The 25558-nt window shown below is 42.9% G+C and carries 21 protein-coding genes and 1 tRNA gene; 6 read left to right on the forward strand and 16 right to left on the reverse strand.

Translation table 11 applies throughout. The features are described 5' to 3' along the window. Positions 1-170: 170 nt before the first annotated feature. The 8 genes from A1232T_RS08220 to A1232T_RS08255 all read right to left on the reverse strand — a co-directional run bounded on the left by A1232T_RS08220 (position 171) and on the right by A1232T_RS08255 (position 8692). On the reverse strand, positions 171-590 hold the full coding sequence (locus tag A1232T_RS08220) for a hypothetical protein (protein ID WP_077448971.1): 420 nt from the start codon (positions 588-590) through the stop codon (positions 171-173). A 258-nt stretch (positions 591-848) separates the two neighbouring features. Continuing rightward, the gene (gene ilvC / locus A1232T_RS08225; protein ID WP_077448972.1) at positions 849-1865 is read right to left on the reverse strand and encodes a ketol-acid reductoisomerase; all 1017 of its coding nucleotides are present in this window, start codon (positions 1863-1865) and stop codon (positions 849-851) included. Between the two features lie 164 nt (positions 1866-2029). Further along, positions 2030-2524, reverse strand: a complete 495-nt coding sequence (ilvN, locus tag A1232T_RS08230; protein WP_077448973.1) for an acetolactate synthase small subunit — start codon at positions 2522-2524, stop codon at positions 2030-2032. Then, a complete protein-coding gene (locus tag A1232T_RS08235) occupies positions 2524-4239 on the reverse strand; it encodes an acetolactate synthase 3 large subunit (RefSeq protein ID WP_208606932.1) in 1716 nt (571 codons plus the stop codon). The genes ilvN and A1232T_RS08235 overlap by 1 nt, the downstream gene beginning before the upstream one ends. Before the next feature lie 936 nt (positions 4240-5175). Next, positions 5176-6054, reverse strand: a complete 879-nt coding sequence (gene queF, locus A1232T_RS08240; RefSeq protein ID WP_077448975.1) for an NADPH-dependent 7-cyano-7-deazaguanine reductase QueF — start codon at positions 6052-6054, stop codon at positions 5176-5178. Positions 6055-6095: 41 nt separating this feature from the next. Beyond that, positions 6096-6923, reverse strand: a complete 828-nt coding sequence (locus A1232T_RS08245; protein ID WP_077448976.1) for an ABC transporter permease — start codon at positions 6921-6923, stop codon at positions 6096-6098. Continuing rightward, complete coding sequence (locus A1232T_RS08250; RefSeq protein WP_077448977.1) at positions 6920-7885, reverse strand: ABC transporter ATP-binding protein; 966 nt, start codon at positions 7883-7885, stop codon at positions 6920-6922. Before A1232T_RS08250 ends, A1232T_RS08245 begins: the two co-directional genes overlap by 4 nt. 198 nt (positions 7886-8083) lie before the next feature. After that, on the reverse strand, positions 8084-8692 hold the full coding sequence (locus tag A1232T_RS08255; protein WP_077448978.1) for a c-type cytochrome: 609 nt from the start codon (positions 8690-8692) through the stop codon (positions 8084-8086). Positions 8693-9085: 393 nt separating this feature from the next. Between A1232T_RS08255 and A1232T_RS08260 the strand changes: the two genes are divergently transcribed. After that, a tRNA-Arg gene (locus A1232T_RS08260) sits at positions 9086-9162 on the forward strand. A 137-nt stretch (positions 9163-9299) separates the two neighbouring features. Here A1232T_RS08260 and A1232T_RS08265 read toward each other — a convergent pair. Together A1232T_RS08265 and A1232T_RS08270 are read right to left on the reverse strand one after the other, a co-directional pair. Further along, complete coding sequence (locus tag A1232T_RS08265) at positions 9300-10229, reverse strand: hypothetical protein (RefSeq protein WP_077448979.1); 930 nt, start codon at positions 10227-10229, stop codon at positions 9300-9302. A 134-nt stretch (positions 10230-10363) separates the two neighbouring features. Then, positions 10364-10789 (reverse strand): hypothetical protein, encoded by a 426-nt coding sequence (locus A1232T_RS08270; protein ID WP_077448980.1) that lies wholly within the window; start codon positions 10787-10789, stop codon positions 10364-10366. A gap of 61 nt (positions 10790-10850) precedes the next feature. Between A1232T_RS08270 and A1232T_RS08275 the strand changes: the two genes are divergently transcribed. Then, positions 10851-11594 carry an SIR2 family NAD-dependent protein deacylase gene (locus A1232T_RS08275; protein ID WP_077448981.1) on the forward strand — a complete coding sequence of 248 codons (744 nt, stop codon included), beginning with the start codon at positions 10851-10853 and terminating at the stop codon, positions 11592-11594. An 89-nt stretch (positions 11595-11683) separates the two neighbouring features. Here the strand turns inward: A1232T_RS08275 and A1232T_RS08280 are convergent, their stop codons facing one another. The 3 genes from A1232T_RS08280 to A1232T_RS08290 form a co-directional block, all read right to left on the reverse strand. Beyond that, complete coding sequence (locus tag A1232T_RS08280) at positions 11684-12259, reverse strand: TPM domain-containing protein (RefSeq protein ID WP_077448982.1); 576 nt, start codon at positions 12257-12259, stop codon at positions 11684-11686. A 115-nt stretch (positions 12260-12374) separates the two neighbouring features. Beyond that, positions 12375-13556, reverse strand: a complete 1182-nt coding sequence (locus A1232T_RS08285) for a TPM domain-containing protein (RefSeq protein ID WP_077448991.1) — start codon at positions 13554-13556, stop codon at positions 12375-12377. Between the two features lie 177 nt (positions 13557-13733). Then, positions 13734-14345: a LemA family protein gene (locus A1232T_RS08290; RefSeq protein WP_077448983.1), complete on the reverse strand. Its 612-nt coding sequence runs from the start codon at positions 14343-14345 to the stop codon at positions 13734-13736. 485 nt (positions 14346-14830) lie between these two features. On the opposite strand from A1232T_RS08290, the gene A1232T_RS08295 reads away from it, so the two are divergent. Beyond that, a complete protein-coding gene (locus A1232T_RS08295) occupies positions 14831-16378 on the forward strand; it encodes an alanine/glycine:cation symporter family protein (protein WP_077448984.1) in 1548 nt (515 codons plus the stop codon). A 115-nt stretch (positions 16379-16493) separates the two neighbouring features. Here A1232T_RS08295 and A1232T_RS08300 read toward each other — a convergent pair whose 3' ends face one another. Then, positions 16494-17207, reverse strand: coding sequence for a fasciclin domain-containing protein (locus A1232T_RS08300; protein ID WP_077448985.1), 714 nt, complete (start codon positions 17205-17207; stop codon positions 16494-16496). 316 nt (positions 17208-17523) lie between these two features. On the opposite strand from A1232T_RS08300, the gene metH reads away from it, so the two are divergent. Together metH and A1232T_RS08310 are read left to right on the forward strand one after the other, a co-directional pair. Further along, positions 17524-21342, forward strand: coding sequence for a methionine synthase (gene metH / locus A1232T_RS08305; protein WP_077448986.1), 3819 nt, complete (start codon positions 17524-17526; stop codon positions 21340-21342). A 137-nt stretch (positions 21343-21479) separates the two neighbouring features. Next, positions 21480-22415 (forward strand): bile acid:sodium symporter family protein, encoded by a 936-nt coding sequence (locus A1232T_RS08310; protein WP_077448987.1) that lies wholly within the window; start codon positions 21480-21482, stop codon positions 22413-22415. Between the two features lie 118 nt (positions 22416-22533). On the opposite strand, the gene ffh is transcribed toward A1232T_RS08310, so the two are convergent. Beyond that, positions 22534-24075, reverse strand: coding sequence for a signal recognition particle protein (ffh, locus tag A1232T_RS08315; RefSeq protein WP_077448988.1), 1542 nt, complete (start codon positions 24073-24075; stop codon positions 22534-22536). A gap of 408 nt (positions 24076-24483) precedes the next feature. Between ffh and A1232T_RS08320 the strand changes: the two genes are divergently transcribed. After that, a complete protein-coding gene (locus tag A1232T_RS08320; RefSeq protein WP_077448989.1) occupies positions 24484-25275 on the forward strand; it encodes a cytochrome C assembly family protein in 792 nt (263 codons plus the stop codon). A gap of 23 nt (positions 25276-25298) precedes the next feature. Here A1232T_RS08320 and A1232T_RS08330 read toward each other — a convergent pair. Then, positions 25299-25558 (reverse strand): zinc ribbon domain-containing protein (locus A1232T_RS08330; protein WP_077448990.1); only part of this gene is annotated, 260 nt, incomplete at its 5' end.

Here is a 25558-nt window from a genome sequence, read left to right on the forward strand (position 1 = left end):
CCACTTAGGTTACATTCCTACGATTAAATGCAGTCATGTTTGAATCAGTAGCTGTGCTATTCATTCAAAAAGTAACTTACTTACTATGGGATAGTATAACAGCTTTAAACAGCTTGTCCTAACAATATCTGTAGTTTTAGTTGGTTTGATGTAAAAAATGTAAATTTCAGCTAACCAATTAGCTTAGAAAACAGCAGAACAAAGACACATAAAGCAAAGTAAGTTGTCGCAAATGACTGGCTAAAAGCTATGTAGGGTTTGGGAATAACCAACTCTTCAGGACTGTTTGGCAGCCCAGTGCGCTTTAATAAGCGGCTGCCATAAACCCAGCCTGCTATGGTATAAATCCAGTAAGCCACAGGCACCGCCATCTCAATGGATTTGAAATCCATTAAATAAAAGACAGCGATAGAAACAAACAACCAGGAAGTATCAATTATTGAGCTTATATGAAAAAACTTAGACTTCGGTAGCTTGCCCTCGGTTTTCTTTAGCATCTGCCCTTCTGTCCAGATTAGCAGCGCCACCACTGCACTTAGGGCAATGTAGATGGAAGGAGGATCAATATGTGCAAGCCACTGGGTATCCATAATCTAAATCGGTCCTTTTTTATTTTCATTATTCCAAAAATAGCTGTTGTTTTAAAAATAGCTTTATCTTTGTTTTGGGTATTAATACTATATAGCGCCTTTTTTAACGGCTTCAAGGGGCACACAGCCAAACATCAAAAAAGCCCATGTGTCTATAGACACATGAGCTTTTTAGTAATGACAGCCTAACTAATTTGTCACAGCTTACCTAGATAAAGTGTAACAACAGCTATTATGGCTTAGCATTAATAACTAAAATTAGTTCTTTTCTTTATCGATGATTTTGTTACCACCGATCCAAGGCATCATCGCACGTAGCTTAGCACCTGTTTTTTCGATTTGATGATCGGCATTGTTACGACGACGAGCAGTCATTGATGGATAGTTAGCCGCGCCTTCAGCGATGAACATTTTCGCATATTCACCAGACTGAATGCGTTTTAGGGCATTGCGCATCGCTTCACGTGACTGTTCGTTAATTACTTCAGAACCGGTTACGTATTCACCGTACTCAGCGTTGTTACTGATTGAGTAGTTCATATCAGCGATACCGCCTTCATACATTAAGTCTACGATAAGCTTAAGCTCATGTAAGCACTCAAAGTAAGCCATTTCTGGAGCATAACCTGCTTCAGTTAGGGTTTCAAAGCCCATTTTCACAAGCTCAACTGCGCCACCACAAAGTACCGCTTGCTCACCAAATAGGTCAGTTTCAGTTTCATCTTTGAAAGTAGTTTCGATAATACCTGAACGACCACCACCAACACCGGCTGCGTAAGATAAAGCAACTTGCTTGGCTTGACCTGAAGCGTCTTGGTAGATAGCGATTAGATCTGGGATACCACCGCCTTTAACAAACTCTGAACGTACTGTGTGACCTGGCGCTTTTGGAGCAACCATGATGACGTCTAAGTCTTTACGTGGCACTACTTGGTTGTAGTGAATAGCGAAACCATGGGCGAATGCAAGCGTTGCACCTTCTTTGATGTTTGGCTCGATAACGTCTTCGTATAAAGATTTTTGGAACTCATCTGGAGTAAGGATCATTACTACTTCAGCTGCCTGTACAGCGTCAGCAACTTCAGCTACTTTTAGGCCAGCGTTTTCAGCTTTTTTCCATGAACCTGAACCCGCACGTAGACCTACAGTTACGTCAACACCTGAGTCTTGAAGGTTAAGCGCGTGTGCGTGACCTTGTGAACCGTAACCAATAATAGCTACTTTTTTGCCCTGAATGATAGATAAGTCACAATCTTTATCGTAATAAACGTTCATAATTTAGTCCTTTTAAATACTTTCAAGTCATGTTGAAAATAGAGGGTGGTGTTGAAATTCAACTCTTTAATATTACAACTTTTAAATTTAACTCAAGCCCTTGCAACTAATTCCTTAAACCGACAAGCGCTTGAGTTATTATAAAATACTTGGATCAAACAAAACTACAAGCTAAGCGTGCGCTCACCACGTAGAATACCAATCACACCTGAGCGTACCACTTCTAGAATACGGTCACGGCCAATAACTTCAATAAAGCCATCAAGCTTAGCTTCGTCACCAACAATTTGAATGGTGTAAAGACTTGAAGTGACATCCACAATTTGAGCACGGAAGATATCTGCACTGCGCTTAACTTCAGCTCGCGCGCTGCCGGTAGCCCGTACTTTAATTAACATCAGTTCACGTTCTACGTGAGCGTTATCTGTTAAGTCGATTACTTTAACCACTTCGATTAGCTTGTGCAAATGCTTAGTGATTTGCTCAATTTTGTCAGCACTGGCATTGGTAGTCAGGGTCAAACGCGAAATAGTTTCGTCTTCCGTAGGGGCTACGTTTAGGGTTTCGATGTTGTAGCCACGCTGTGAAAACAGACCAACCAAACGTGATAGCGACCCAGCTTCGTTTTCCATTAGTACAGAGATTAGATGTTGTTGCATTAGGTACGCTCCCCTTTTGATAACCACATATCGCGCATAGACTGCCCTGCAACTTGCATTGGATATACGTGCTCATGACGATCCACGTAAACATCAATAAATACAAGTTTGTCTTTCATTGCCATTGCTTCAGCCAACTGCTCATCTAGCTTGGCTGGATCAGTAATTTTGATACCAACATGGCCATAGCTTTCTGCAAGCTTAACGAAGTCTGGTAACGACTCCATGTAAGAAGAGGCATGACGACCTTCATACAGCATATCCTGCCACTGCTTAACCATACCCAATTGAGCATTGTTTAGGCATAAAATCTTAACCGGCAATCCATATTGGAAACAAGTAGATAGCTCTTGAATGTTCATCTGAATCGACCCTTCACCGGTGATACAGACCACATCACGCTCAGGCTCTACCAGTTTGGCTGCCATGGCATAAGGCAGACCAACACCCATGGTGCCTAGCCCCCCTGAGTTCAACCATTGACGCGGCTCATTGTATTTGTAATAAAGCGCAGCAAACATCTGGTGCTGACCCACATCACTGGTAATAATCGCATTACCATTGGTCACTTCATATAGCTTTTCTACCACAGATTGCGGCTTCATGCCATGTTCAGTACTGGTGTCATAACGTAGACCATGACGCTTGCGCCACTCATTAATCTGTGACCACCAATCTAATAGCGCAGGCTGATCTAACTGCTTATCATCACCTTCTAATAGCTCAAGCATATCAGTCAATACTGACTTCACATCACCTACAATTGGAATATCGGCGTTGATGGTTTTTGAAATAGACGCAGGGTCAATATCGATATGAATGATCGTCGCACTTGGACAGAATTTTTTTACGTCATTGGTAACGCGGTCATCAAAGCGAGCGCCCACTGCCAAGATCACATCGGCATGGTGCATGGTCATATTCGCTTCATAAGTACCGTGCATACCTAGCATACCCACGAACTGACGGTCAGAGCCTGGGAAAGCCCCTAATCCCATTAGCGTATTGGTAACGGGTAGATTTAATTGACGGGCCAGCTTGGTTAACTCTTCATGAGCATTACCCAAGATAACGCCACCACCTGAATATAAGATAGGACGCTTGGCTGCCAATAAAGTTTCAATCGCCTTTTTAATTTGACCACTATGGCCTTTTACTGAAGGCTGATAAGAACGCAGATTTACAGACTCTGGATAATTGTATTCAAACTTCTCGTGTGGTGCTGTCGTGTCTTTTGGAATATCAATAACTACAGGGCCTGGACGACCAGACTGAGCGATATAAAATGCTTTTTTGATAATTTCAGGAATTTCGCTAGCATGGCGCACTTGGAAACTGTGTTTAACGATAGGACGAGACACCCCAACCATATCTGTTTCTTGGAAAGCATCATCACCGATTAGATGCTTAGGTACCTGACCTGAAATAACAACCATTGGAATTGAATCCATAAACGCAGTAGCGATGGCAGTTACGGTGTTGGTTGCACCAGGACCTGAAGTCGCTAGTACCACACCCGTTTTGCCAGTGCGACGCGAATAGGCATCCGCCATGTGACCCGCCGCCTGCTCATGACGTACTAAAATATGCTCAATAGCATCTTGTTTAAAGATAGCATCATAAATATGTAGAACGGCACCACCTGGATAACCGAAAATATACTCGACGCCCTCGTCAATTAAAGACTGGACCAGCATTTCGCCGCCAGAGAGCATGATTGGCCCATCGCCATTTTCTAAAAGTTCACGCTTCTTGCCGAAGTTAATGGCAGCGTGTGCGGTTTGGGTATGCCCTGTCATATTAGGGCTTTGGGTTGTTTGAGTCACTGTCATCACCTATTTTATTGCGGGATGTGATAAGGCTTTTGTAATAAAAGTTGCTGGTTAGCAAAGCATACTTTTGGTATGCACCTAATACTTTAAATAGTCTATTAAAAGTTTCTTGACTTACTTTTAACTCTATTCAAACTTTCATTTTATTCATAATTTACAACTCATATCCATAAAATTAAATAACCCTACAGACACGACAAAAAATACCAACAGGCATTAGCCATGTGATATGGGAGCTTAAAAATACGGTGACGAAACGACGCTTAACAAAGCAATATCTTACTAGACAAGCAAGACCATTTTTAAGAATTTAACAAGATTGGTGTGCTGTTGACTCAAAGTTGCAAGGTTAAATGCCACTGTTGAAACATACAAATCGGGTTAAAAAGTATAAAAAATTATACCCATCAAACTAAAGGCATCATAAAGCTATGATTACCATTTAGAATGATTACTTAGTCGCTGTAGACCGATAAGTCCCTGAATTAATAACAGTTAATGCCCCACTGTCTAACTCATCACATCAAAAGAAGCCACCCTAAAGTGAATGGTAATCCAACAATAGTTGCTACTTTTTAGTTAACTAACTCGGTAGAGAAGGTTAACCGACTAATCATAATTCTATAATCCGTTGTTTTGTCACTCATGTCAACTAAATTAAATTAATACAACACCATACCTAAATTAATCAATTGAATTTAAATGATAAATTTTTAGACATCAAAAAAACCCAAGAGCGAATCACTCTTGGGTTTAAGGTTTAACAATATGCAATTTAATTGAATACCGCGTATGCCTATATTATTAACATACCAAGCATTATTGACGCACCAAGCGGCTTGGCTTAGGCAGTAAGCTGCTGTCACTAACTCGGCAAGGGTTAATATCAATCCCGCCTCGACGAGTATACCAAGCGCGGACCATTAACTTTGAAGGGCTATATCTTTGGCTTAGATCCGCAAATATTTGCTCTACACACTGCTCATGAAAGCCGTTGTGCTGACGGAAGCTAAGAATATAGCTTAGTAGTTTTGCCTCATCAATGTATTGTGATGTGGTGATATCTATCGCCAAAGTACCCCAGTCTGGCTGATTGGTCACCGGACAATTACTGCGCAGTAGATTTGAGTACAGCTGATACTCTTTCTCAGCTTCATTTGACACAGACTCCGACTGACCCTCTTCTGCTAAAAACTTAGCATCTGGATGCTCAACCAACTCAACCTTAATTTCTGAGTTATCTAGTGCTTTATCAATACACTTACCTTTAGGGTGAGCAATCAAAAACCCTGTGTCTGCTTCACTGCCAGAGCTAATAGCGTCAAGCTCAAACAGCGATACTTCAACGTCAGCTCCAACACAAGCGGCAAGGTCTTTTGCTATGGTTTGCTGCACAGCCTCCCAGCTTTCAAACTCAGTAAAGTTTAAGCTATTTAGGTACAGCTTAAGCGACTTAGATTCAACGATATTCGGTGAGCTTGCAGGGATACCAAAGCGAGCAATCGCCATCTGTGAAATACCTTGAGGATTAAGCCAAGACACTTCAAAGGCATGCCACCAATCTACCCCAACCTGTAACTTATCATCTTGCCAATTAATTTCATTGCGGCCCATTGAGCGTGGGATTGCATATAAGGTATCTGGCTGATAAGTTTTTGGGTAGCTGGTACTCTCCCCTAATACACCATGAATACTCATAAGTAAGTCCTATCCTAAATATAAATTTGAAGTGTTACGTCTTACAGTCTCAAGCGTGAGCCGTTATCCAATAAGCGATAAGCAATGGCATAAAATATCGCACAGAAGACAAATATCGCGGCCATCGAGTACCAAACATTCACATCAGAATAACCCAAGATACCGTAGCGGAATGAGTTAACCATATAAACAATTGGGTTTAATAGTGAGATGTTTTGCCAAAATGGTGATAAATTCTCTAGGGAATAAAACACCCCACCCAAGTAGGTCAAAGGGGTCAACACAAAGCTTGGAATAATTGAGATATCATCAAATGATCGGGCAAATACGGCGTTAATAAAACCACCCAATGAGAATAAAATAGAAGTTCCCAGTACCGTAAATACCATAACAAAGAAATGCTCGATACCTAACTTAGTAAAGAACTGGGCCACAATAGAGACAATAATCGCAATCATCAATCCACGAAACACCCCACCCCCAATATAACCAATTAATATGGAGTGTTTAGAGACCGGAGATACCAACAGCTCTTCAATACTAGAGGTAAATTTGGCACTAAAGAAGCTGGAGACCACGTTAGAGTAACTGTTGGTAATGACCGACATCATAATCAGACCCGGTACAATGAACTGCATGTAAGGCACACCGCCCATCTCTCCCACACGTGAGCCGATCATTTTACCGAAGATGATAAAATACAAGCTCATGGTAATCACAGGGGGCAGCAAAGTTTGTGGCCAAATACGTAAGATACGGCGCACTTCTTTGATTAAAATAGTACGAAAGGCAACCCACTTTTGAGCAAAAGTTAAGCCATCATTATTAATGGGTGTGTTGTTCACCGATTGTTCATTGATATTACTCATAGTCCAGCCTCCTTCATACTATCTTTGCTTTGTACACCTTGCTCTACCAGACGCATAAATAGTTCTTCTAAGCGGTTGGCTTTGTTGCGCATACTTGATACTTCGATGCCTTGTTGTGTTAGCTGTTCGAACACCCCGTTTAGCGACTCGCCTTCTGTTAAGGTAACCTCAAGGGTTTGATTGTCCGGCTGAGTATAAGAGGTGATACCGCTAATAGACACTTTACCAGAGACTGGCTGTTTGAAATCAAAGATAAAGGTTTCAATAGACAGCTGGGTCAGCAGCTCTTTCATCTCAGTATTAATACGGATTTCACCATGATCTAAAATGGCGATATAACGGCACAGCTGCTCGGCTTCTTCAAGGTAGTGCGTGGTTAGAATAATGGTGGTTTTTTCTTCTTCATTAATTTGCTGCATGAATTCCCACATTGAACGTCGCAGCTCAATATCCACCCCAGCTGTTGGCTCATCTAAGATAAGCAGCTTGGGTTTATGAATCAGCGCTCGGGCAATCATTAGTCGACGTTTCATACCGCCTGATAATTCACGGGCTTTATTATTACGTTTGTCCCAAAGCCCCAGTGCGGTCAGCAGTTTTTTGGCTCTTGGTCTCGCCTCTTTAGCAGGAATGCCAAAGTAACCGGCTTGAGTGATTAAGATATCTTGAACCTTCTCAAACTGGTTAAAGTTAAACTCTTGCGGGACAATACCTAAGTATTGCTTGGCAATCGAAGGGTTTTGTAATAAGTCAGTACCAAAGATTTGAACGCTACCTTCAGTCGGCTTAAATAACGAACTAATAATACCGATCATGGTTGACTTACCGGCACCATTGGGCCCTAGCAAAGCAAAAAATCCGCCTTGAGGTACAGTTAGATTCACGTTCTTTAAGGCAGTAAAACCGTTGCCATAGACTTTGGATAGATTGTTAATCTGTAATGCAGGCGTTGTATTAGTCATAAATTCACATCTTTATTAGCTTTTATAGTGAGGATGATAATTGCTATATATGGTGCCGAAAATCTATTATTAAACCCACCTTGAAGGAAACATAGACATTGATAATATTAATCAATTATTGAAACGACAAAAGACGCTCACTTTACAGTAAGCGTCTTAGTTATAAATTGGGTACTTTAGAAGCTAAGTCTTCAGCAATTAGCTAGACTGTTCAATCATATAATCAACGGCGTTTTGAACTTCTTCATCTGGAATGTCTGCACCACCACGGGCTGGCATCGCGTTGAAACCATTGATTGCGTGATCATATAGCGTGCTAGTACCTTGACCAATACGTGAAGCCCAAGCACCTGCGTCACCAAGCTTAGGTGAACCTAACACACCACTGCCGTGACAAGTCTGACAAATAGCGTCATAAACCGCTTTACCATCACGAACTTCACCTTCAACACCAGCGCTTGAAGCTGTTAAAGTAATGTCACAGTTGTCATCACCTTCAAAGCAAACTTTACCGTAAGGCTGAATACGTTCAACAAGCTTTGGATATAAAGCGATTAGCTTCTTAACTTGAGGGGTATCTTCAGGAATAGGCTCTTCTTCTACTGGCTCGGCAGGTGCTTCAGCTTCAGCACCGGCTTCTGCGTCAGTAGCCTCAGCATCTGCTGGAGCTTCAGCTGAAGCATCAGTAGTCTCAGCAGCAGCTTCTGTTGTTTGCGCAGCTGGATCAATGACGTCTTCAGCTTGGCTTAAAGAAATGCCTGATAGACCAAGAATGGCGGCGGCGGATAACATCACGATTTTTTTCATGCGTCACAATCTCTTTTTAGAGCGACGTCTCTGGGCAGCTATTGCTAAATAATGGCTAAGCCATCCCAAAACGTCGTGTATGATTGAGTGAATTGTTTTAACTTTTTAATATAAAACCAGTAATAAATTCTTTTCCCTAATATTATAATGGGAAAATGGGGTTAAAAGCCATGTTTCAATGGTGACTTTTACGACAAAAGGCTGTTTTTGGCCTAATTAAGTTACCCTATTATTACGAATGGTGTCTAATGTATCAAATTTTCGTAGGCTTTGTCATTTATTAAGCGTGATAACATTGGTTTTTTTTGATGGATTTTGCTAGACTAGCGAGCTTAAGTCCGGCCATCTTCAACACTTTAATGGACTTAATTAGCTTAACATTTCCAAAAATATGCGCTTGTAGCTCAGTTGGATAGAGTATCGGTTTCCGAAGCCGAGGGTCGTGGGTTCGATTCCCGCCAAGCGCACCACTCCCCGTATTTTCTCAATACCTCTTATTACTTATATCTTGTCAAAGCCTATATTATGAAAAAGAGCCTCGATAAACACTGCATAGCGCAGGATTAAAGAGACTCATTTTACTTGCTTCTAACTTCTTACGATGAAGTTACTTATTTCGATTATGAGAACGTAACTTTCTAGTCATGACCAGACAGCTGGCTCCCAAAACAGTCACCATTTTTTTGTTGGCTAAAGTCTGTTTAATATTCTTGAACGAGCCGTTTAATACTCTCTCTTTAATCAGTCTTCTTTCTCTTAAAGCTTGAACAACCAGCCCAGATAACTGTTTACCACGAGCCACCATAGCTGAATATCTATCTTCCTTCTCCGTTTCCTGCGCTGCCTTTTGGCTAGATCTTATTCTAGCCTTGATGTGCTTTTCTGCTTGAGAAGGAGACTTCTGCGAGGCTATCACCTGCCCGTTAGCATCATATTTCCTAGAAGCGGTACTAAGCCCATACTTTAATTTTGGCTCACTCGCTTCTTCTAGCTGTTCGGCAGGTTCGCTCGTTTGTAAGCGATTAAGATAATCTTGCTCTGCTTGTTGCCAAACTTCTGCATATAATTGGTTTAAGGTGCTGTGCTGCTTTGGCTCACCATATAAACTGACCAACATTTTAGCATCTGTTTTGGTAACCAGCTTTAACTGCTTATACCCTAATTGCTGATAGTCGACTTCTAAATCGGCAACTACCCCACCTGGAATTTGATCAAATACTTTAAAAGCGGGCTCGTCTATACTTTCACACTGTTTTGGACAAAAAGATTCCCAAGCCGCAAGATGATAAAGAGACAATAAATCCGACTCATAGTCCACATCCGCTTTCTTTTTATCCCGAATGATGGCTCTAAGGGCAAGCACGGATTCCTTAAATCCAAGAGGCCAAGGCAAGAACTTTTGGGCTACTTGGTATCTTTGGCTAGGATCCTCCCTGTGCTTTTTTATATAGTTGGACCAAGATAAAAAACCGGTATCTGGCCTATTTTGGTCCCTTAACTCAACATCCTGTAAGTTTTTCTCTTGTTGCCATTGCATAATAACGTGAGCCTGTAAGTTTAATTAATTTAGAATAACTTAGATAACAATGAACCCGCATAAGCTCAGAAAGTGAGCCGCGCATTATTTTAAACATTCAGTTTACTGTATTATTACAAAGGTTAACAGTCTAGCTAGACACCGCTGAGTTCTATTCTCAGCTCCTCCACACTAGGAAGCTTGTGAAAATTAATAACCGTCACCTCACCTAAACGGCGACGTCCTAGAGCTGCATTGGCATCTAATGTCAGTAAAGCGACCTTTTTGGCATTTCTTTCTAACACCAAATGATGCTCACGCATTAAGGCCGTAAAATCTGGGAAGTTCTTACTGATTTGATTTTTTAGCTTGAGTAATTGTTCGTTGGATGCCTTACCAAAGGCTCCAGCCTTACTATTAAACTGCGGTTTGGCTTTGTTTAAATTCATTTTATTCTTGGTAGCTTTATTCGACCGAGCACCTGCTGTCTTTGGCTTTATAACCAAGGCAATACCAAACAATACCAGAGCACATAAGAGCACTGCTCCAAGCAACATCGCGCCACTAAAAGTCTGATTCATACGTCCTCCTATTATTAATAGTATATTATGATACACAAACCCAAGCTTATATAGGTGTTTTATGACCAATGATATACAACAAGCCATTTCCCTACTTCAAAACGCAAAACATATCTGTATCTTAACCGGAGCAGGTATCTCTGCAGAAAGTGGTATTCCTACGTTTCGGGACAAACAAACGGGGCTTTGGGAGAACTATAGAGCAGAAGACTTAGCCAGTATTGATGCTTTTGAACGTGACCCTAAGATGGTCTGGTCTTGGTATCAATGGCGCCGCAATCTGGTTAAAGACAAGCAGCCTAATCCTGCTCATCACGCCCTAGCCACTCTACAAAAGTGGGCAGAGACTCAAGGTAAGACACTGAGCCTCATTACCCAAAACGTAGATGACCTCCATGAGCAAGCAGGCAGTCAAGTTACTCACCTACATGGTCATTTGTGGAAAAATAAGTGCAGCCAGTGTGAGACGGCATACCAAGGTGAGATCAATTACGACCAAGACACGCTCATTAACTGCCCTGAATGTGACGCTTATATTCGACCTGATATTGTCTGGTTTGGTGAAATGTTGCCAGCAGGTGCTTGGCAATATGCCGAACAGGCCTCAGCAGATTGTGACGTGTTCATTAGTATCGGGACTTCAAGCTTAGTTTATCCTGCTGCTGCCTTGTCACAATTGGCAAAAAGCAGGGGCGCCAAGCTAATTGAAATTAACTTACACCCAACTCAAAACCCACTAATTGATGTGGTGTTGGCAGGCAAAGCTGGAGAAGTATTACCTAATCTTTCTGCTGCTCTACTTTAATAAAACAAACTTGAACTGACATAAAAAAAGCTAGGCTTTATTACAAAGCCTAGCTTTTTTACTTTTGCCCTATTTTTATTGCACTGTTTTTATTTTAGAAACACCACAGTATCAGAAAGCTCATTCCCTTCTGGGTCGTGTTCTAAATAATAATGCTGTCTGAGTAGAAGTCCGATTTCATCTAATAAATCTAATAAGCTTTGCTCTATATTACCTTTGGCCATACCTGCAATAGCCTTATCACACATAGCTCGCCACACCGTTGGGCTGACATGGGCGTTAATTCCTCTATCAGCCACAATCTCTAAGGTATGCTCGCAAATATTAACGTAGACCAGCACCCCAGTGTTTTCTTCTGTGTCCCAAACTCGGTATAAGCTAAACAAATCAATAGCTCGCTCACGAGTGCCCACGCTATAAGCTAAGTTAATGGGCAGATGGTTTTCTATTACTAAGAACACCTCACCACGGTGCCCCTTCTCTACCTCAGTGACCTTCTTAGTGAGACGCTGCATTACGGCATCAGATACCCAGCGATTGTGCAATATAGGAATAAAAACTGCTTGGCGCCACCATCTTGCAAAGCTTGGTTCACTGACCACAGTATGTCCCTGAGCGGCGTTGGGATGCACAGATGTTAAGTCGGGCTTTGCTTTTTGTTGCATGTCAGTCTTACCTCAAACCTTGTTTTTATATCGGCTATTGTAGCCATAGAGAGTTGTATATTAAGGGCGTTTATTGTGAAATCTAAGCCGCTAAATATTGGTTTTGCTTATCAGCTTACCATGAGCCGCCAGCGCCACCACCACCGAAGCCACCGCCTCCGCCGCCAAAACCTCCGCCGCCGAAGCCGCCTCCACCAAAACCACCGCCGCCGCCAAAGCCGCCACCTGGGAACACTACCACACCGCCACGACGACCTCTACCGCCTTTGCCGCCCCCTTTTCCACCGCCGCCACCGCCGCGTGAAATTAGGAATAGCCATAGGAATATCGCCATAAAAATAGTGGTGAATAAGCCGGCGCCTGCTGATAAGGCCATTAAAGCAAAGCCGCCCGTTGCAACAAAGGAGCCAAGAATACGACCTAATGCGGAGGTTAAAAATAATCCAAAAATTAGCGCGATAAGGAAGGTACCAAACAACGAAGGCGTATCCCCTGCTGCTTGATTTTGTGCTTGCGCCCGCTCTTTTGCTAAGGCATCAGACTGAGCTAAAACATCAGGATCAGCAACCAAACGCTCTTCGATACGGTTGATGCCTTTGATCAATCCGCCCGCATAATCACCTTGCTTAAAGGAAGGCGTTATCTCTTCATCAATAATTCGGTTCAAAGCGGCATCAGGTAACACCCCTTCTAAACCGTAACCTGACAATATATACATGTTACGGTCATTTACTGAGACCAATATCAGTAAGCCATCATCGGTATCTTTATTACCCAATTGCCACTTTTCAGCCACTTGCAAACTGTATTGGAATATATCCATACCATTGGTGGTAGGCACAGTGACTAAGGCAGCTTGTGCTAAGCCTTGATCATAAATATGACGTAGTCTTTGGGTTAGTAGCTGTTTTTCTTGTGGAGTAAAGACATTGGCTTGATCTACCACAGGTGAGTTTAAAATCAGCTTATCGCTATCCACACCTTGGGCGGTAGATTGACGTGGCTCAGCTGTGGCTACTTCTGCTTGAGAACTCTCTTCACTACCGGTTTCACCTATATTAGGCAGGTTATCAGTAATCGCCTCGTTACCAAAGATGGCATCATTAATGGCTTCGTTCTGCTGACCTGCTTTGGCAATGGCCACCAAATCTTCAACACTTTGGTCACCCAATTGCTGAGAAGATTGAGATGATGTCGCACTTGTAGATTCGCCATCAACGGCAAAACTGACAGGCGTTACCAATAGGGCCGCGCCTATGATTGACAATATTGACCAGCTACGTTTCAACTTTTGCATGCGCATCATCACCACTTTACTTTAATACACTTATTTTAAAACTGCCTTCTCACACCACCATCTGTGTTGAAAAGACAGGTTAATTGGTAGCTTATAGGCCAAGGACTTATAAGCTACTTTATTACAGATAACGACTCGTTAGACCAAATTACCGTCTAGGCTTTCGCCAAGCTTTAATTACTCACCAAAATCAACTTCTGGCGCTGTTGAAATATCTTTTTCATTTTCAACAGTGAAGTTTGGCTTAGTATCCATACCAAATACTTTTGCAGTGATATTGGTTGGGAACTGACGCACTGTCGTATTGTAGCCTTGAACCTCTTGGATATAGCGGTTACGAGCCACTGTAATACGGTTCTCAGTGCCTTCAAGCTGGGCTTGTAAGTCTTGGAATAATTTATCTGATTTCAGCTCAGGATAACGCTCAGACACAGCCATTAAGCGCGATAAGGCACCCGTCATCTCAGCTTGGGCCGCTTGGTAGTTTTCCATGGCTTGTGGGTCATTTAGTGTCTCAGGCGTCAGTTGAATGCTACCTGCTCTTGAACGGGCCTCAGCTACCTGAGTGAATACCTCTTGTTCTTGATCAGCGTACTGCTTAACCACTTTAACTAAGTTTGGCACTAGGTCATCGCGGCGCTGATATTGGTTGACCACTTCTGACCAAGCAGCATTAACCTGCTCATCTTGTGCTTGTAGGTTGTTATAACCACAACCTGATAAGCTCACTGCCGACATGCCTAAAACAGTAGATAACATAAGCGGCTTAAGGATTGATTTACGTGACATAACTACTCCGAAAAAATATTCTAATAAAAGGGTAAACCCATAATCTCACTTTAGATTTTTTAAATTTAATAGTAAGGTACTGCGATTGTACTGTTGAATGATATCAAAGCACAATTAATACAATTTTTTGTTACCTAAATACAACCGCATTACCCTAATATCACGATAGTAATAGGCTTAACAAGAAGTATCAACTGGCTAATTTTTATAATTTTTTTTAGCAAATATTGAAAAATCATCTAGCAATTTACTTTTTTTTGTGGCAAATTGCAGTTACTTAGGGGTACTTTTGTGTAACATTTAGCCAAACTAGCTTACAGTGACTAAGAGTACAACTTACTTATGTGTTTGTGTTTATCTAATTGTATTGGTTAGTTTTTTCTACAGAACTGTTAATTAAATAAGCGCTGTACACACTTTTAGAATATTACAATTAATTGAGCGACAGGTACGTTACTCAATTTGCTAACACTAGGAAACACACTATGGAAGGCATCGTAAGTGCTTTAAATAATATTATTTGGAGTCCCGCTCTAATCTATCTCTGTTTAGGAGCCGGTTTATTTTATTCAATCATGACCCGCTTTGTTCAGCTTCGCCTGTTTAAAGAGATGCTGCGTCTTTTATTTAGAGGCAAACCTGACAACGACGGTATTTCATCATTCCAGGCCCTGGCTGTTTCTCTAGCGGGTCGTGTTGGTATGGGTAACATCGCTGGTGTTGCTGCTGCCATCGGTTTTGGTGGTCCAGGTGCTGTATTCTGGATGTGGGTTGTGGCCTTTTTAGGGGCATCAACAGCCTATGTAGAATCAACGCTTGGTCAGATCTATAAAGAACGCGACGTCCTCACGGGTGAATACCGTGGTGGTCCAGCTTATTACTTTGAACGCGCCCTAGGCCAGAAGTGGTATGGCATCTTGTTCGCCATCTCTTCAATCATTGCGTGTGGTGTGTTCTTACCAGGTGTACAGGCAAACGGTGTTGTTAACGCAGTTGCCCAAGTTGCCGGTGAAGGTTCAATCGTGAACTTCATGGGCATGGAAGTCGGTTCAGTCCGTCTGATTGCACTTGGTATCATTTTAGTGGTTCTAGGTTTCATTATTTTTGGTGGTATTAAGCGTATTGCAAACTTCGCTGAATACGCTGTACCGTTCATGGCGCTTGGCTATATCATTCTTGCCGTACTAATTATGTTCACTAACTTCAGTAAAGTTCCTGAAGTATTCGGCATGATTATTGGTGATGCATTCACCGCTCAAGCCGGTTTTGGTGCTGCTATTGGTTGGGGTGTTAAACGTGGTGTTTACTCTAACGAAGCAGGTCAAGGTACTGGTCCTCACGCTGCCGCAGCTGCTGCCGTTGACCATCCATCACAGCAGGGTCTAGTACAGGCTTTCTCTGTATACGTTGATACTCTATTTGTTTGTTCTGCAACGGCCTTCATGATTTTGTCTACTGGCATGTACAACATTCAAGGTAACTTACCAGACGGTCAGTTCATCGTACAGAACGTTCCTGCTGATACCGCTATTAGCTCGCCTTCATTCACTCAGATGGCTATGGAATCAGTTTACGGTACATTCGGTGACTCATTCATCGCAATCGCTGTATTCTTCTTCGCATTCACCACTATCTTAGCCTACTACTATATTGCAGAAGTTAACATCTCATACTTAACTCGCTTCATGGGTAAAGGCGCGAGTAAAACAGGTCTGTTTGTAGTAAAAGTGGTTATCATGTTTATGGTTGCATACGGTGCACTAAACACATCAGGCTACATCTGGGGTCTTGGCGACGTTGGTGTTGGCTTAATGGCATGGTTGAACATCATTGGTATTATCATTATCTTCTTTGTGGCAAAACCAACGCTTACTATGCTTAAAGACTACGAAGCCCAATTGAAAGCGGGTGGCGGTACTTCAGCAAAACGCTTCGTGTTTGATCCTAAGAAGTTCGGTATCAAAAATGCCACTTACTGGGAAGAGCGTTACGAGAAAAATGTTGAAGAAAATCGTAAAAACGACCTTAAATAAGTCACTAAGCACACCGTTAAATTAAGTCAAAAAAAACCCGATACTAAGTATCGGGTTTTTTCATGTCTATCACTTAATAACTCACGGATAATTTATCCTACAACCCCTTAAAGTATTAGCCTGCTGGGAAAAGCACTTTATCAATTACATGAACCGTACCATTGCGCGTAGGGATATCGGCCGCCTTGATAACCGCTGTACGCCCTTTCCCATCTTTAATCGTCTTCTGATTGGTAATGGTCAATTGATGCTTATTAAAAGTAGTCAATCGACTTGGCTGCATTTGATCTACGGTAAGAGGCTGCGGCGTTTTCACCACATGGTATGCCAATAAGATACGCAACAAGGGCTTATTTTGCATAAGCTTTTGTTTGGTCATTGTGGTTTCATTAAACCAAGCATCAAAAGCCGCATTGTCTGGAGCAAAAATCGTATAGTTGCTGCCTGCAAATCTAAGCACACCCGTTAAACCCGCTGCATCTATGGCCTCTACCAGAATAGATAGGTTGGGATTTCGTCTTGCCAGCTGTAAAGCGTTTTCAGAGGCATCATAACTTATTGAGGTCGTTGAGGTCTTTGAGGTCGCGGCAGAAGTGGAAGCAGCTGCCGTAGCGGAGTTAGGTGCTGGCGCTGACTTGTGTTGATTGACAACAGTGGCAGGTTGGCTGAAGGTGCTATAAGTAGCATTAGGCTGTCGCAGCGTTTGTTTGGTACTGGCAGAATCTGTAACTGAGCTGCTAGTCACTACAGCACTAGATTGTGCATTACTTTGACCAGTAGTGACTGCCATTAATGCCACAGCCAGTGTCCATACGGGCATAGTTTTCATGATAAAGAACGTCCTTATTTATAAATCACTTTAGTTTAAACAAAAAAAATCTGTTATGTCTATCGCCTTGTCTACTCAACACAACTCGTTTTCTATGATTATCCTTAGCCGTATTAGAGTAAAATCCAGTCCATTTACTTAACTTCCTTGCTCCATATTGCTATGGCTTTATCCCTCTAGGGAATTAGATATTCGCAAGCAGTATGCTACACTAACCTAGATTTTAGAAATCTTATTTGGTAACCCGTAGTTCCAAATATATATAGATGTAGAAGAGATTTCTATCCCCTATTAACTCAATATATAAGATAGCGCTATGGCCAATTGCTCACATCCTGAACACAATACCAAAAAAGACCTCCCAGAAAATTCTGCAAAAAAAGAGCACAACCCTGATAACTTCAACTTAGTGCCTCCCACCACCTTCCCTTATAAAGAGCAGCAACTAACTGCTCGCCAGCGTATCACTGACCAGCTCAATCAACGTATCTTAATGCTTGATGGTGCGATGGGTACTCAAATTCAGACCTATAAATTACAAGAAGCGGATTATCGTGGTGAGCGCTTCGCAGACTTCGAGCGAGATGTTCAAGGCAACAACGACCTATTGGTACTAACACAGCCGCAAATCATTAAGGGCATTCACAGTGATCACTTAGCGGCTGGTGCAGATATCATTGAAACCAACACGTTTAACGCCACCCAAATCTCGATGTCTGATTATGGCATGGAGCACTTGGTTCCAGAGATTAACCGTGAAGCGGCTCGACTAGCTCGTGAAGCAGCCGATGAGTTCACCAAACAAAACCCTGATAAGCCACGCTTTGTGGCTGGGGTAATTGGTCCGACCTCTCGCACCTGCTCGCTGTCACCAGATGTGAACGATCCTGCTTATCGTAACGTAACCTTCGATGAATTGGTGGACAACTACACCGAAGCATTATTCGCGTTAATAGAAGGTGGTGTTGACCTGATTTTGGTTGAGACTATCTTTGATACGCTAAATGCTAAAGCAGCTATTTTTGCTATTACGGGTGTGTTTGACACCATCGGCTTTGAGCTGCCCATTATGATTTCAGGCACCATTACTGATGCCTCTGGCCGTACGCTATCTGGTCAAACTGCTGAAGCTTTCTACAACTCTATTCGCCATGCCAAGCCCTTATCAGTGGGCTTTAACTGTGCGTTAGGCGCTGACGCTCTAAGACCGCATATCCAAACCTTATCAGACATCGCCGACACTTATATCTCGGCTCACCCAAACGCTGGCTTGCCTAATGAGTTTGGTGAATATGATGAGACACCAGAAGAAACCGCTGCTCTGCTTGATGGCTTTGGTAGAGCAGGCATTTTAAACATTGTCGGTGGCTGCTGTGGTACTCGTCCTGAGCACATTAAGGCCATTGCCGATGTGATGCAGAAGTATCCTCCTCGTGAGATTCCAACCATTGCTCCTGCCTGCCGATTATCGGGGTTGGAGCCATTTACCATCACCAAAGACAGCTTATTCGTTAACGTAGGTGAACGTACCAACGTGACCGGTTCAAAGAAATTCTTACGTTTGATTAAAACCGGTGAATTTACAGAAGCTCTAGATGTCGCACGAGACCAAGTAGATGGCGGCGCTCAGATCGTTGACATCAACATGGATGAGGGGATGCTTGACTCCAAAGGAGCGATGATTCACTTCCTAAACTTAGTGGCGGGCGAGCCTGATATTAGCCGTGTGCCTTTGATGCTTGACTCCTCAAAGTGGGACATCATCGAAGAAGGCTTAAAGCGCACCCAAGGTAAAGCTGTGGTCAACTCCATCTCACTAAAAGAAGGCTATGATGTCTTCGTTGAGCATGCCAAGCTGTGTATGCGTTATGGGGCGGCGGTCATTGTCATGGCTTTTGATGAAGACGGACAAGCGGACTCATTTGAACGCAAAATTGAAATCTGTAAGCGCAGTTATGACATCTTAGTCGATGAGGTAGGCTTCCCCTCTGAAGACATTATCTTTGACCCCAACATCTTTGCGGTAGCCACAGGTATTACTGAACACAACAATTATGGCGCCGACTTTATCAATGCCACCCAGTGGATTGTGGAGAACCTACCCAACGCTATGGTATCGGGCGGCGTTTCTAACGTTTCGTTCAGTTTCCGTGGCAACCCCATTCGTGAAGCGATTAACGCGGTGTTCTTATACCATGCCATTAAAGCTGGCCTGACCATGGGTATCGTCAACCCAGCCATGCTTGAAGTGTATGACGAGATTCCAAAAGAAGCACGTGAAGCCATTGAAGATGTCATGCTCAACCGCAATCAGGGTGAAAGTGGTCAAGATGCCACCGAGCGTTTAATGACCATTGCTGAAGAATATGTGGCTGGCGGTAAGAAGAATGACGGTAGCGTGGACTTATCTTGGCGTGAACAGTCTGTAGAAAAGCGTATTGAACATGCCTTAGTCAAAGGTATCACCACCTATATTGATGAAGATACGGAGGAAGCTCGTCTAAAATATCCAAAGCCCCTACACGTTATTGAAGGGCCTTTGATGGACGGTATGAACGTGGTCGGCGACTTATTTGGTGCCGGTAAAATGTTCTTGCCTCAGGTGGTTAAATCAGCCCGCGTTATGAAGCGCGCTGTGGCAGTATTAAACCCCTACATCGAAGCTGAAAAGGTTGAGGGTGAAGTTAAAGGTAAAGTGGTCATGGCCACCGTGAAAGGCGACGTACACGATATCGGTAAAAACATCGTTGGCGTAGTACTTGGCTGTAACGGCTATGACGTGGTGGACTTAGGTGTCATGGTGCCGTGTGAAAAAATCTTGGACACGGCCATTGCTGAAAAAGCCGATATTATTGGCCTTTCTGGTCTAATTACGCCAAGTCTTGATGAAATGGTCTATGTCGCTAAGCAGATGCAAGAGCGTGGTATGGACTTGCCACTTATGATTGGCGGGGCGACGACTTCTAAAGCGCATACTGCCGTTAAGATTGAACCTCATTATCAAAACGATGCGGTTATCTATGTGGCCGATGCTTCACGCTCTGTGGGTGTGGTAACTAAGCTGCTGTCAAAAGAGCATCGTGTTGATCTGATCCGTGAGACTCGTGAAGAATACGAGAAAGTACGTCAGCGTCTGGCCAATCGTAAGCCTAAAGCGGCCAAATTAAGCTATGCAGAATCTATCGAGCAAGGCTTTAAGTTTGATTGGGAAAACTACACTCCCCCTACCCCAAATGAATTAGGTCAGGTTATCTTTGATGAGTATCCGATTGAAAACTTACTGCCTTACATTGACTGGACACCGTTCTTCATCTCTTGGGGCTTAGTGGGCAAGTATCCAAAAATCTTCGATGATGAAGTTGTAGGCGAAGAAGCTAAAGACTTATTTGCCAATGCTCAACAGCTTTTACAGCGCTTTATTGATGAAAAGTTAGTCACGCCTAAAGGTGTATTTAAAATCATGCCGGCCAAGCGCACAGGTGATGACACCATCACTGTGTATGATAAAGCGCCAAGTGAAGGCGGTCAGCCAACGCATGTGTTTGAGCATCTGCGTCAACAGTCTGACAAAGCAAGTGGTAAACCAAACTACAGCTTGGCCGACTTTATCTCGCCTTCTGACGAGCACACCGACTACTTAGGTGGCTTTACAGTATCTATCATTGGCGCTCAAGAGTTATCAGACAGCTACAAAGAAGCTGGTGACGATTATAACGCCATTATGGTACAAGCCTTATGTGACCGCCTAGCAGAAGCTTTTGCTGAGCATTTACATGAGCTTATCCGTACTAAGTACTGGGGCTATCAGCCACAAGAGCAACTAACCAATGAAGAGCTGATTAAAGAAAAATACGTCGGTATCCGCCCAGCACCAGGCTACCCTGCCTGCCCTGAGCACACCGAAAAAGGCAAGCTGTTTGATTGGTTAGATACTACCAATGCCATCGGTACGTACTTAACTGAAAGCTTTGCGATGTGGCCAGCCTCCTCTGTGAGCGGCTTCTATTACTCACACCCTGAGAGTGTTTACTTTAATGTGGGTAAAATTGACCGTGATCAGTTAGAGGATTATGCCCAGCGCAAAGATTGGGATATTAAGACCGCTGAGAAATGGTTAAATCCTAACTTGGCTTAGTATCCGTTAAGCTGAATTTAAGCTATCTATAATTGGTAACTTATTTCTCGCACTAAAGAAGATTTGTTTTATCACTCCTATCTTAGTTTCATGATAATTTAGTAACTTATTATTATGGACTGAGTTAGGAGTTTTTTGTGCAAGCAATCGCCAAAGCATCACAATGGATAGGAAAAACCTTTGCAATATGGGCACTATTAAGTGCCGTATTAGGCTTTATCTTCCCTGAATTCTTCGCCTCTTTTGCCAAATATATTGTGCCCATTTTAGGCATCATCATGTTTGGTATGGGAACCACCCTTAGAACAGAAGATTTTGTTGAAATTATCAAGCGCCCCAAGCTCGTCTTGGTCGGTCTATTAGCACAATTTACCTTGATGCCTCTGATAGCTTATGTTCTTACCGTCGTATTTAAACTAGATCCAATGATTGCGGTTGGGGTGATCTTAGTCGGTTGCTGTCCTGGTGGCACCTCGAGTAATGTCATTACATTCTTGGCCAAAGGTGATGTGGCATTGAGTGTATCCATTACCTCAATCTCCACCCTGCTTGCTCCCATCTTAACGCCCATCTTACTTAAAATATTCGCTGGACAATTAATTGAGATTGAGCTTGCAAGTATGATGATATCCATAACTAAAATGGTCATTCTACCTATCTTATTAGGCTTGGCATTCCACAAGATACTCGGTGCTAAAGTACAAATCGCTAACGATATCCTGCCAATGGTTTCAGTCCTCGGTATCGCAATTATTATCGCCGCGGTCATCGCTGTATCCCGTGATACCATTTTGACCAGTGGCTTATTGGTGTTTATCGTAGTGGCCTTACATAACTGTATCGGTTACTTACTGGGCTATCTATTGGCGAAATTGAGTGGCTTTAGTGAAGCACAGCGCCGTGCCATTATGGTAGAAGTGGGTATGCAAAACTCAGGACTTGGTGCCGCACTAGCAGCCACTTACTTTAACCCAGCAGCGAGTCTACCAAGTGCGATATTTAGCGTCTGGCATAACTTTAGTGGTGCTTTAGTCGCAAACTTCTTTGTGGGTAAAGACAAAAACCAATCCTAAGACTATAAGTACTGCCAACATAAAAGTACGACTGAGCTCCACAGGAAAAAAGGCCAGGTCAATCGACCCGGCCTTTCTCTTTATTATTTATCAAGCAATCTAGAAACAGCCTACTGGCTTAGAAGCGTTTTTTGAACTCAGGAGGCAGACTTTGCTCAAGATCTTTCATCTGACGTTCCATATCTTCTTTGCTTGGCATATTATTAGGGTCTAAACCAAACGGAGGCATACCGCCTGCAGCTGGATTGCCGCCTTTGCTAGCACCCCCACCAAATAATGGACCACCGCCGCCAGAAGCACCACCGCCCATACCGGTTAAGCCTTGAACCGCTTTCATCATCTTACTTAGGCCTTCAGGCTTAGACAACATCTTCATCATTTTTGCCATCTGCTTGTGCTGCTTAAGCAAACGGTTAATGTCCTGAATTTGCTTACCAGAACCAGCTGCGATACGGCGCTTACGGCTTGGGTTTATCTTATCTGGGTTTTTGCGCTCATAAGGGGTCATAGAGTTGATAAGGGCTTCCATCTCTTTCACTTTTTCTTCTGGCTTCGCTTCTTCTAAAGCCTCTTTCACCCCTGCACCGCTCATACCTGGCATCTTATCTAAGAAGCCGGTCATGCCGCCCATATTTTTCATTTGTTGGAACTGGGTTAATAAATCCTCAAGGTCAAACTCACCACCCTTCTGGATTTTCTTCGCCATTTTTTCCGCTTTTTCGCGGTCAATTTTCTGCTCAACTTCTTCTACCAGACTCAGTACGTCACCCATACCTAGGATGCGTTGAGCAATACGCTCTGGATGGAAGGCTTCTAAAGCATCTAATTTCTCACCACGGCCCAAGAACTTGATTGGCTTACCAGTAATTGCGCGCACAGAAAGAGCGGCACCACCACGGGCATCACCATCGGTCTTGGTTAAGATAACACCGGTTAGCGGTAGCGCATCGTTAAATGCCTTAGCCGTATTGGCGGCATCTTGACCGGTCATAGAGTCAACAACGAATAAAGTCTCTGACGGATTAACCGCAGCCGTCAAAGCTTTAATCTCATCCATCATCGTTTCATCAACGTGCAAGCGGCCCGCAGTATCGATAATCAAGATGTCTTGATACTGCAGTTTAGCCTCTTCAATGGCACGCTTGGCAATATCAATTGGGTTTTCATCTGTGGTCGAGTTAACAAACTTAGCATTCACCTGACCCGCCACTTGTTCTAACTGCTTAATAGCCGCAGGACGGTATACGTCAGCTGAAACCAGCATAACTTTTTTCTTATGGCGCTCTTGTAAGAACTTTGCCAATTTACCAGCAGTAGTGGTTTTACCCGCACCTTGCAAACCCGCTAGCAAATACACCACAGGCGGCTTGCCTGTCATCTCTAGCTGCTGATTGGCACTGCCCATCATCTCAGTCAGTTCGTCATAGACAATCTTCACGAAAGCCTGACCAGGTGCTAGCTCTTTTAGCACCTCTTGACCTAGCGCTTGCTCTTTAACACGCTTTACAAAGTCACGGGTAATCGGCAAAGCCACGTCAGCTTCTAGTAACGCCATGCGAACTTCACGCAGCGTATCTTTAATGTTGTCTTCAGTTAACTGTCCTGAGCCTGAAATCTTGCGTAGGCTACCAGAGAGTCGTTCGGTTAGAGTATCAAACATAAGGTTTTCTCAATAAAACGTCTGTTAAATTAGGGATATTAAATATTAAATGGGGCACTAAACCCCTAATAAAAGGGGCTGTATAATTGGGTAACTATCATTTGGTCTAATAATTTTAGACCGTTAAAAAATTCTAATGTTTGGCAAGTTTAGCAAAATTGCTCTGTAAACTCTTTTATTGTTTGTGTTAAACCATTAATTTTAGCAAAAGCAGTCAGTTAACTGTATAGCAATCGCAAATAAGAGTCATTCTATGCTAAATTAGGGTATGATTGCTTTGTGATAAATCGGCTCTATGATTTATTGCCATCATCTTGCAATGTATTGACACACAGAATACCACACCTAGTATATCAAATATTGTCAGACCTAATTTGTTAACTCGATTTCTTTGAGGACCCAAACACCGTGTTGCTTGCCTATGTCATCGCCCTTATTATTTATACCCTTGTAAGCTGTCATTTGGCTTGGGCTTTGCTACGCCTAAAGCCTATCGCTAAAGGCTTTACTTTGGGCATGTTACTGGTAGCTTTGGTGGCTCATGCAATTGTGTTATACCCCAATATATTCACTTTGCATGGCCTTAACTTTAATGTGTTCAACACCGCAAGTCTGATCAGCTTTTATTTTGTGCTGTTTTATGTGATGTTTTGCTTTTATCGCCCAGTTTTAAGTCTGGGAATTTTTGCAGCACCTACCGCCATTATTGGCTTAAGTTTAGGTTATTTTGGGGTAGCTCCGTATGCGCCGTTGACGGATGTTAGCAAAGGTTTAGAGGCTCATATCATTCTATCCATCGCCGCCTATTGCGTCCTATTAATGGCCGCAGTGCAGGCGCTGATCTTACGTATTCAGATTCGAGAGCTCAAACACAAGACCAAACATCGCGTTTGGGTTAATAAACTGCCCTCACTCCAAAGCATGGAGTCGTTGTTATTTGACATGATCTTAGTAGGCTTTAGTCTGCTTACCTTAGCTTTGGCCATCGGCTTCGTCTATGTCAATGATTTAATGGCTCAGCACATTGCTCATAAAACTGTATTTAGCGTAATCTCTTGGTTATTATTTGGCTGGTTATTATTCGGACACTGGAAATTCGGATGGCGCGGTCGCCGAGCGGCTAATATGGCCATCTTAGCCTTTATGCTATTGGCCATAGGCTTTATTGGCAGTAAATTTGTGCTTGAGATGCTACTGTAACCACTGTTGACTTCCTCCCCTCGCTAAACCGAGGGGATTCCTACAGCTAGACGGTCAAGCCCGACCGCAAGGATGTTCTTAGCAGCATTGATATCTCTATCATGCCATGTGCCACACTCAGCACACCTCCATCCTCTTATTCGCAAACCTGCTCTACCTTTCGGACTACTGTCACTTATTTTGTGGCAGCACGAGCAGGTCTGGGTAGTGTAACTCTCATTTACGATCTCAAACTGACAACCTGCATACTTGCATTTATATTCCAGTTGTCGTTTAAGTTCAA

It is taken from the genome of Psychrobacter pasteurii (assembly GCF_900162815.1).
Taxonomy (GTDB): Bacteria; Pseudomonadota; Gammaproteobacteria; order Pseudomonadales; family Moraxellaceae; genus Psychrobacter; species Psychrobacter pasteurii.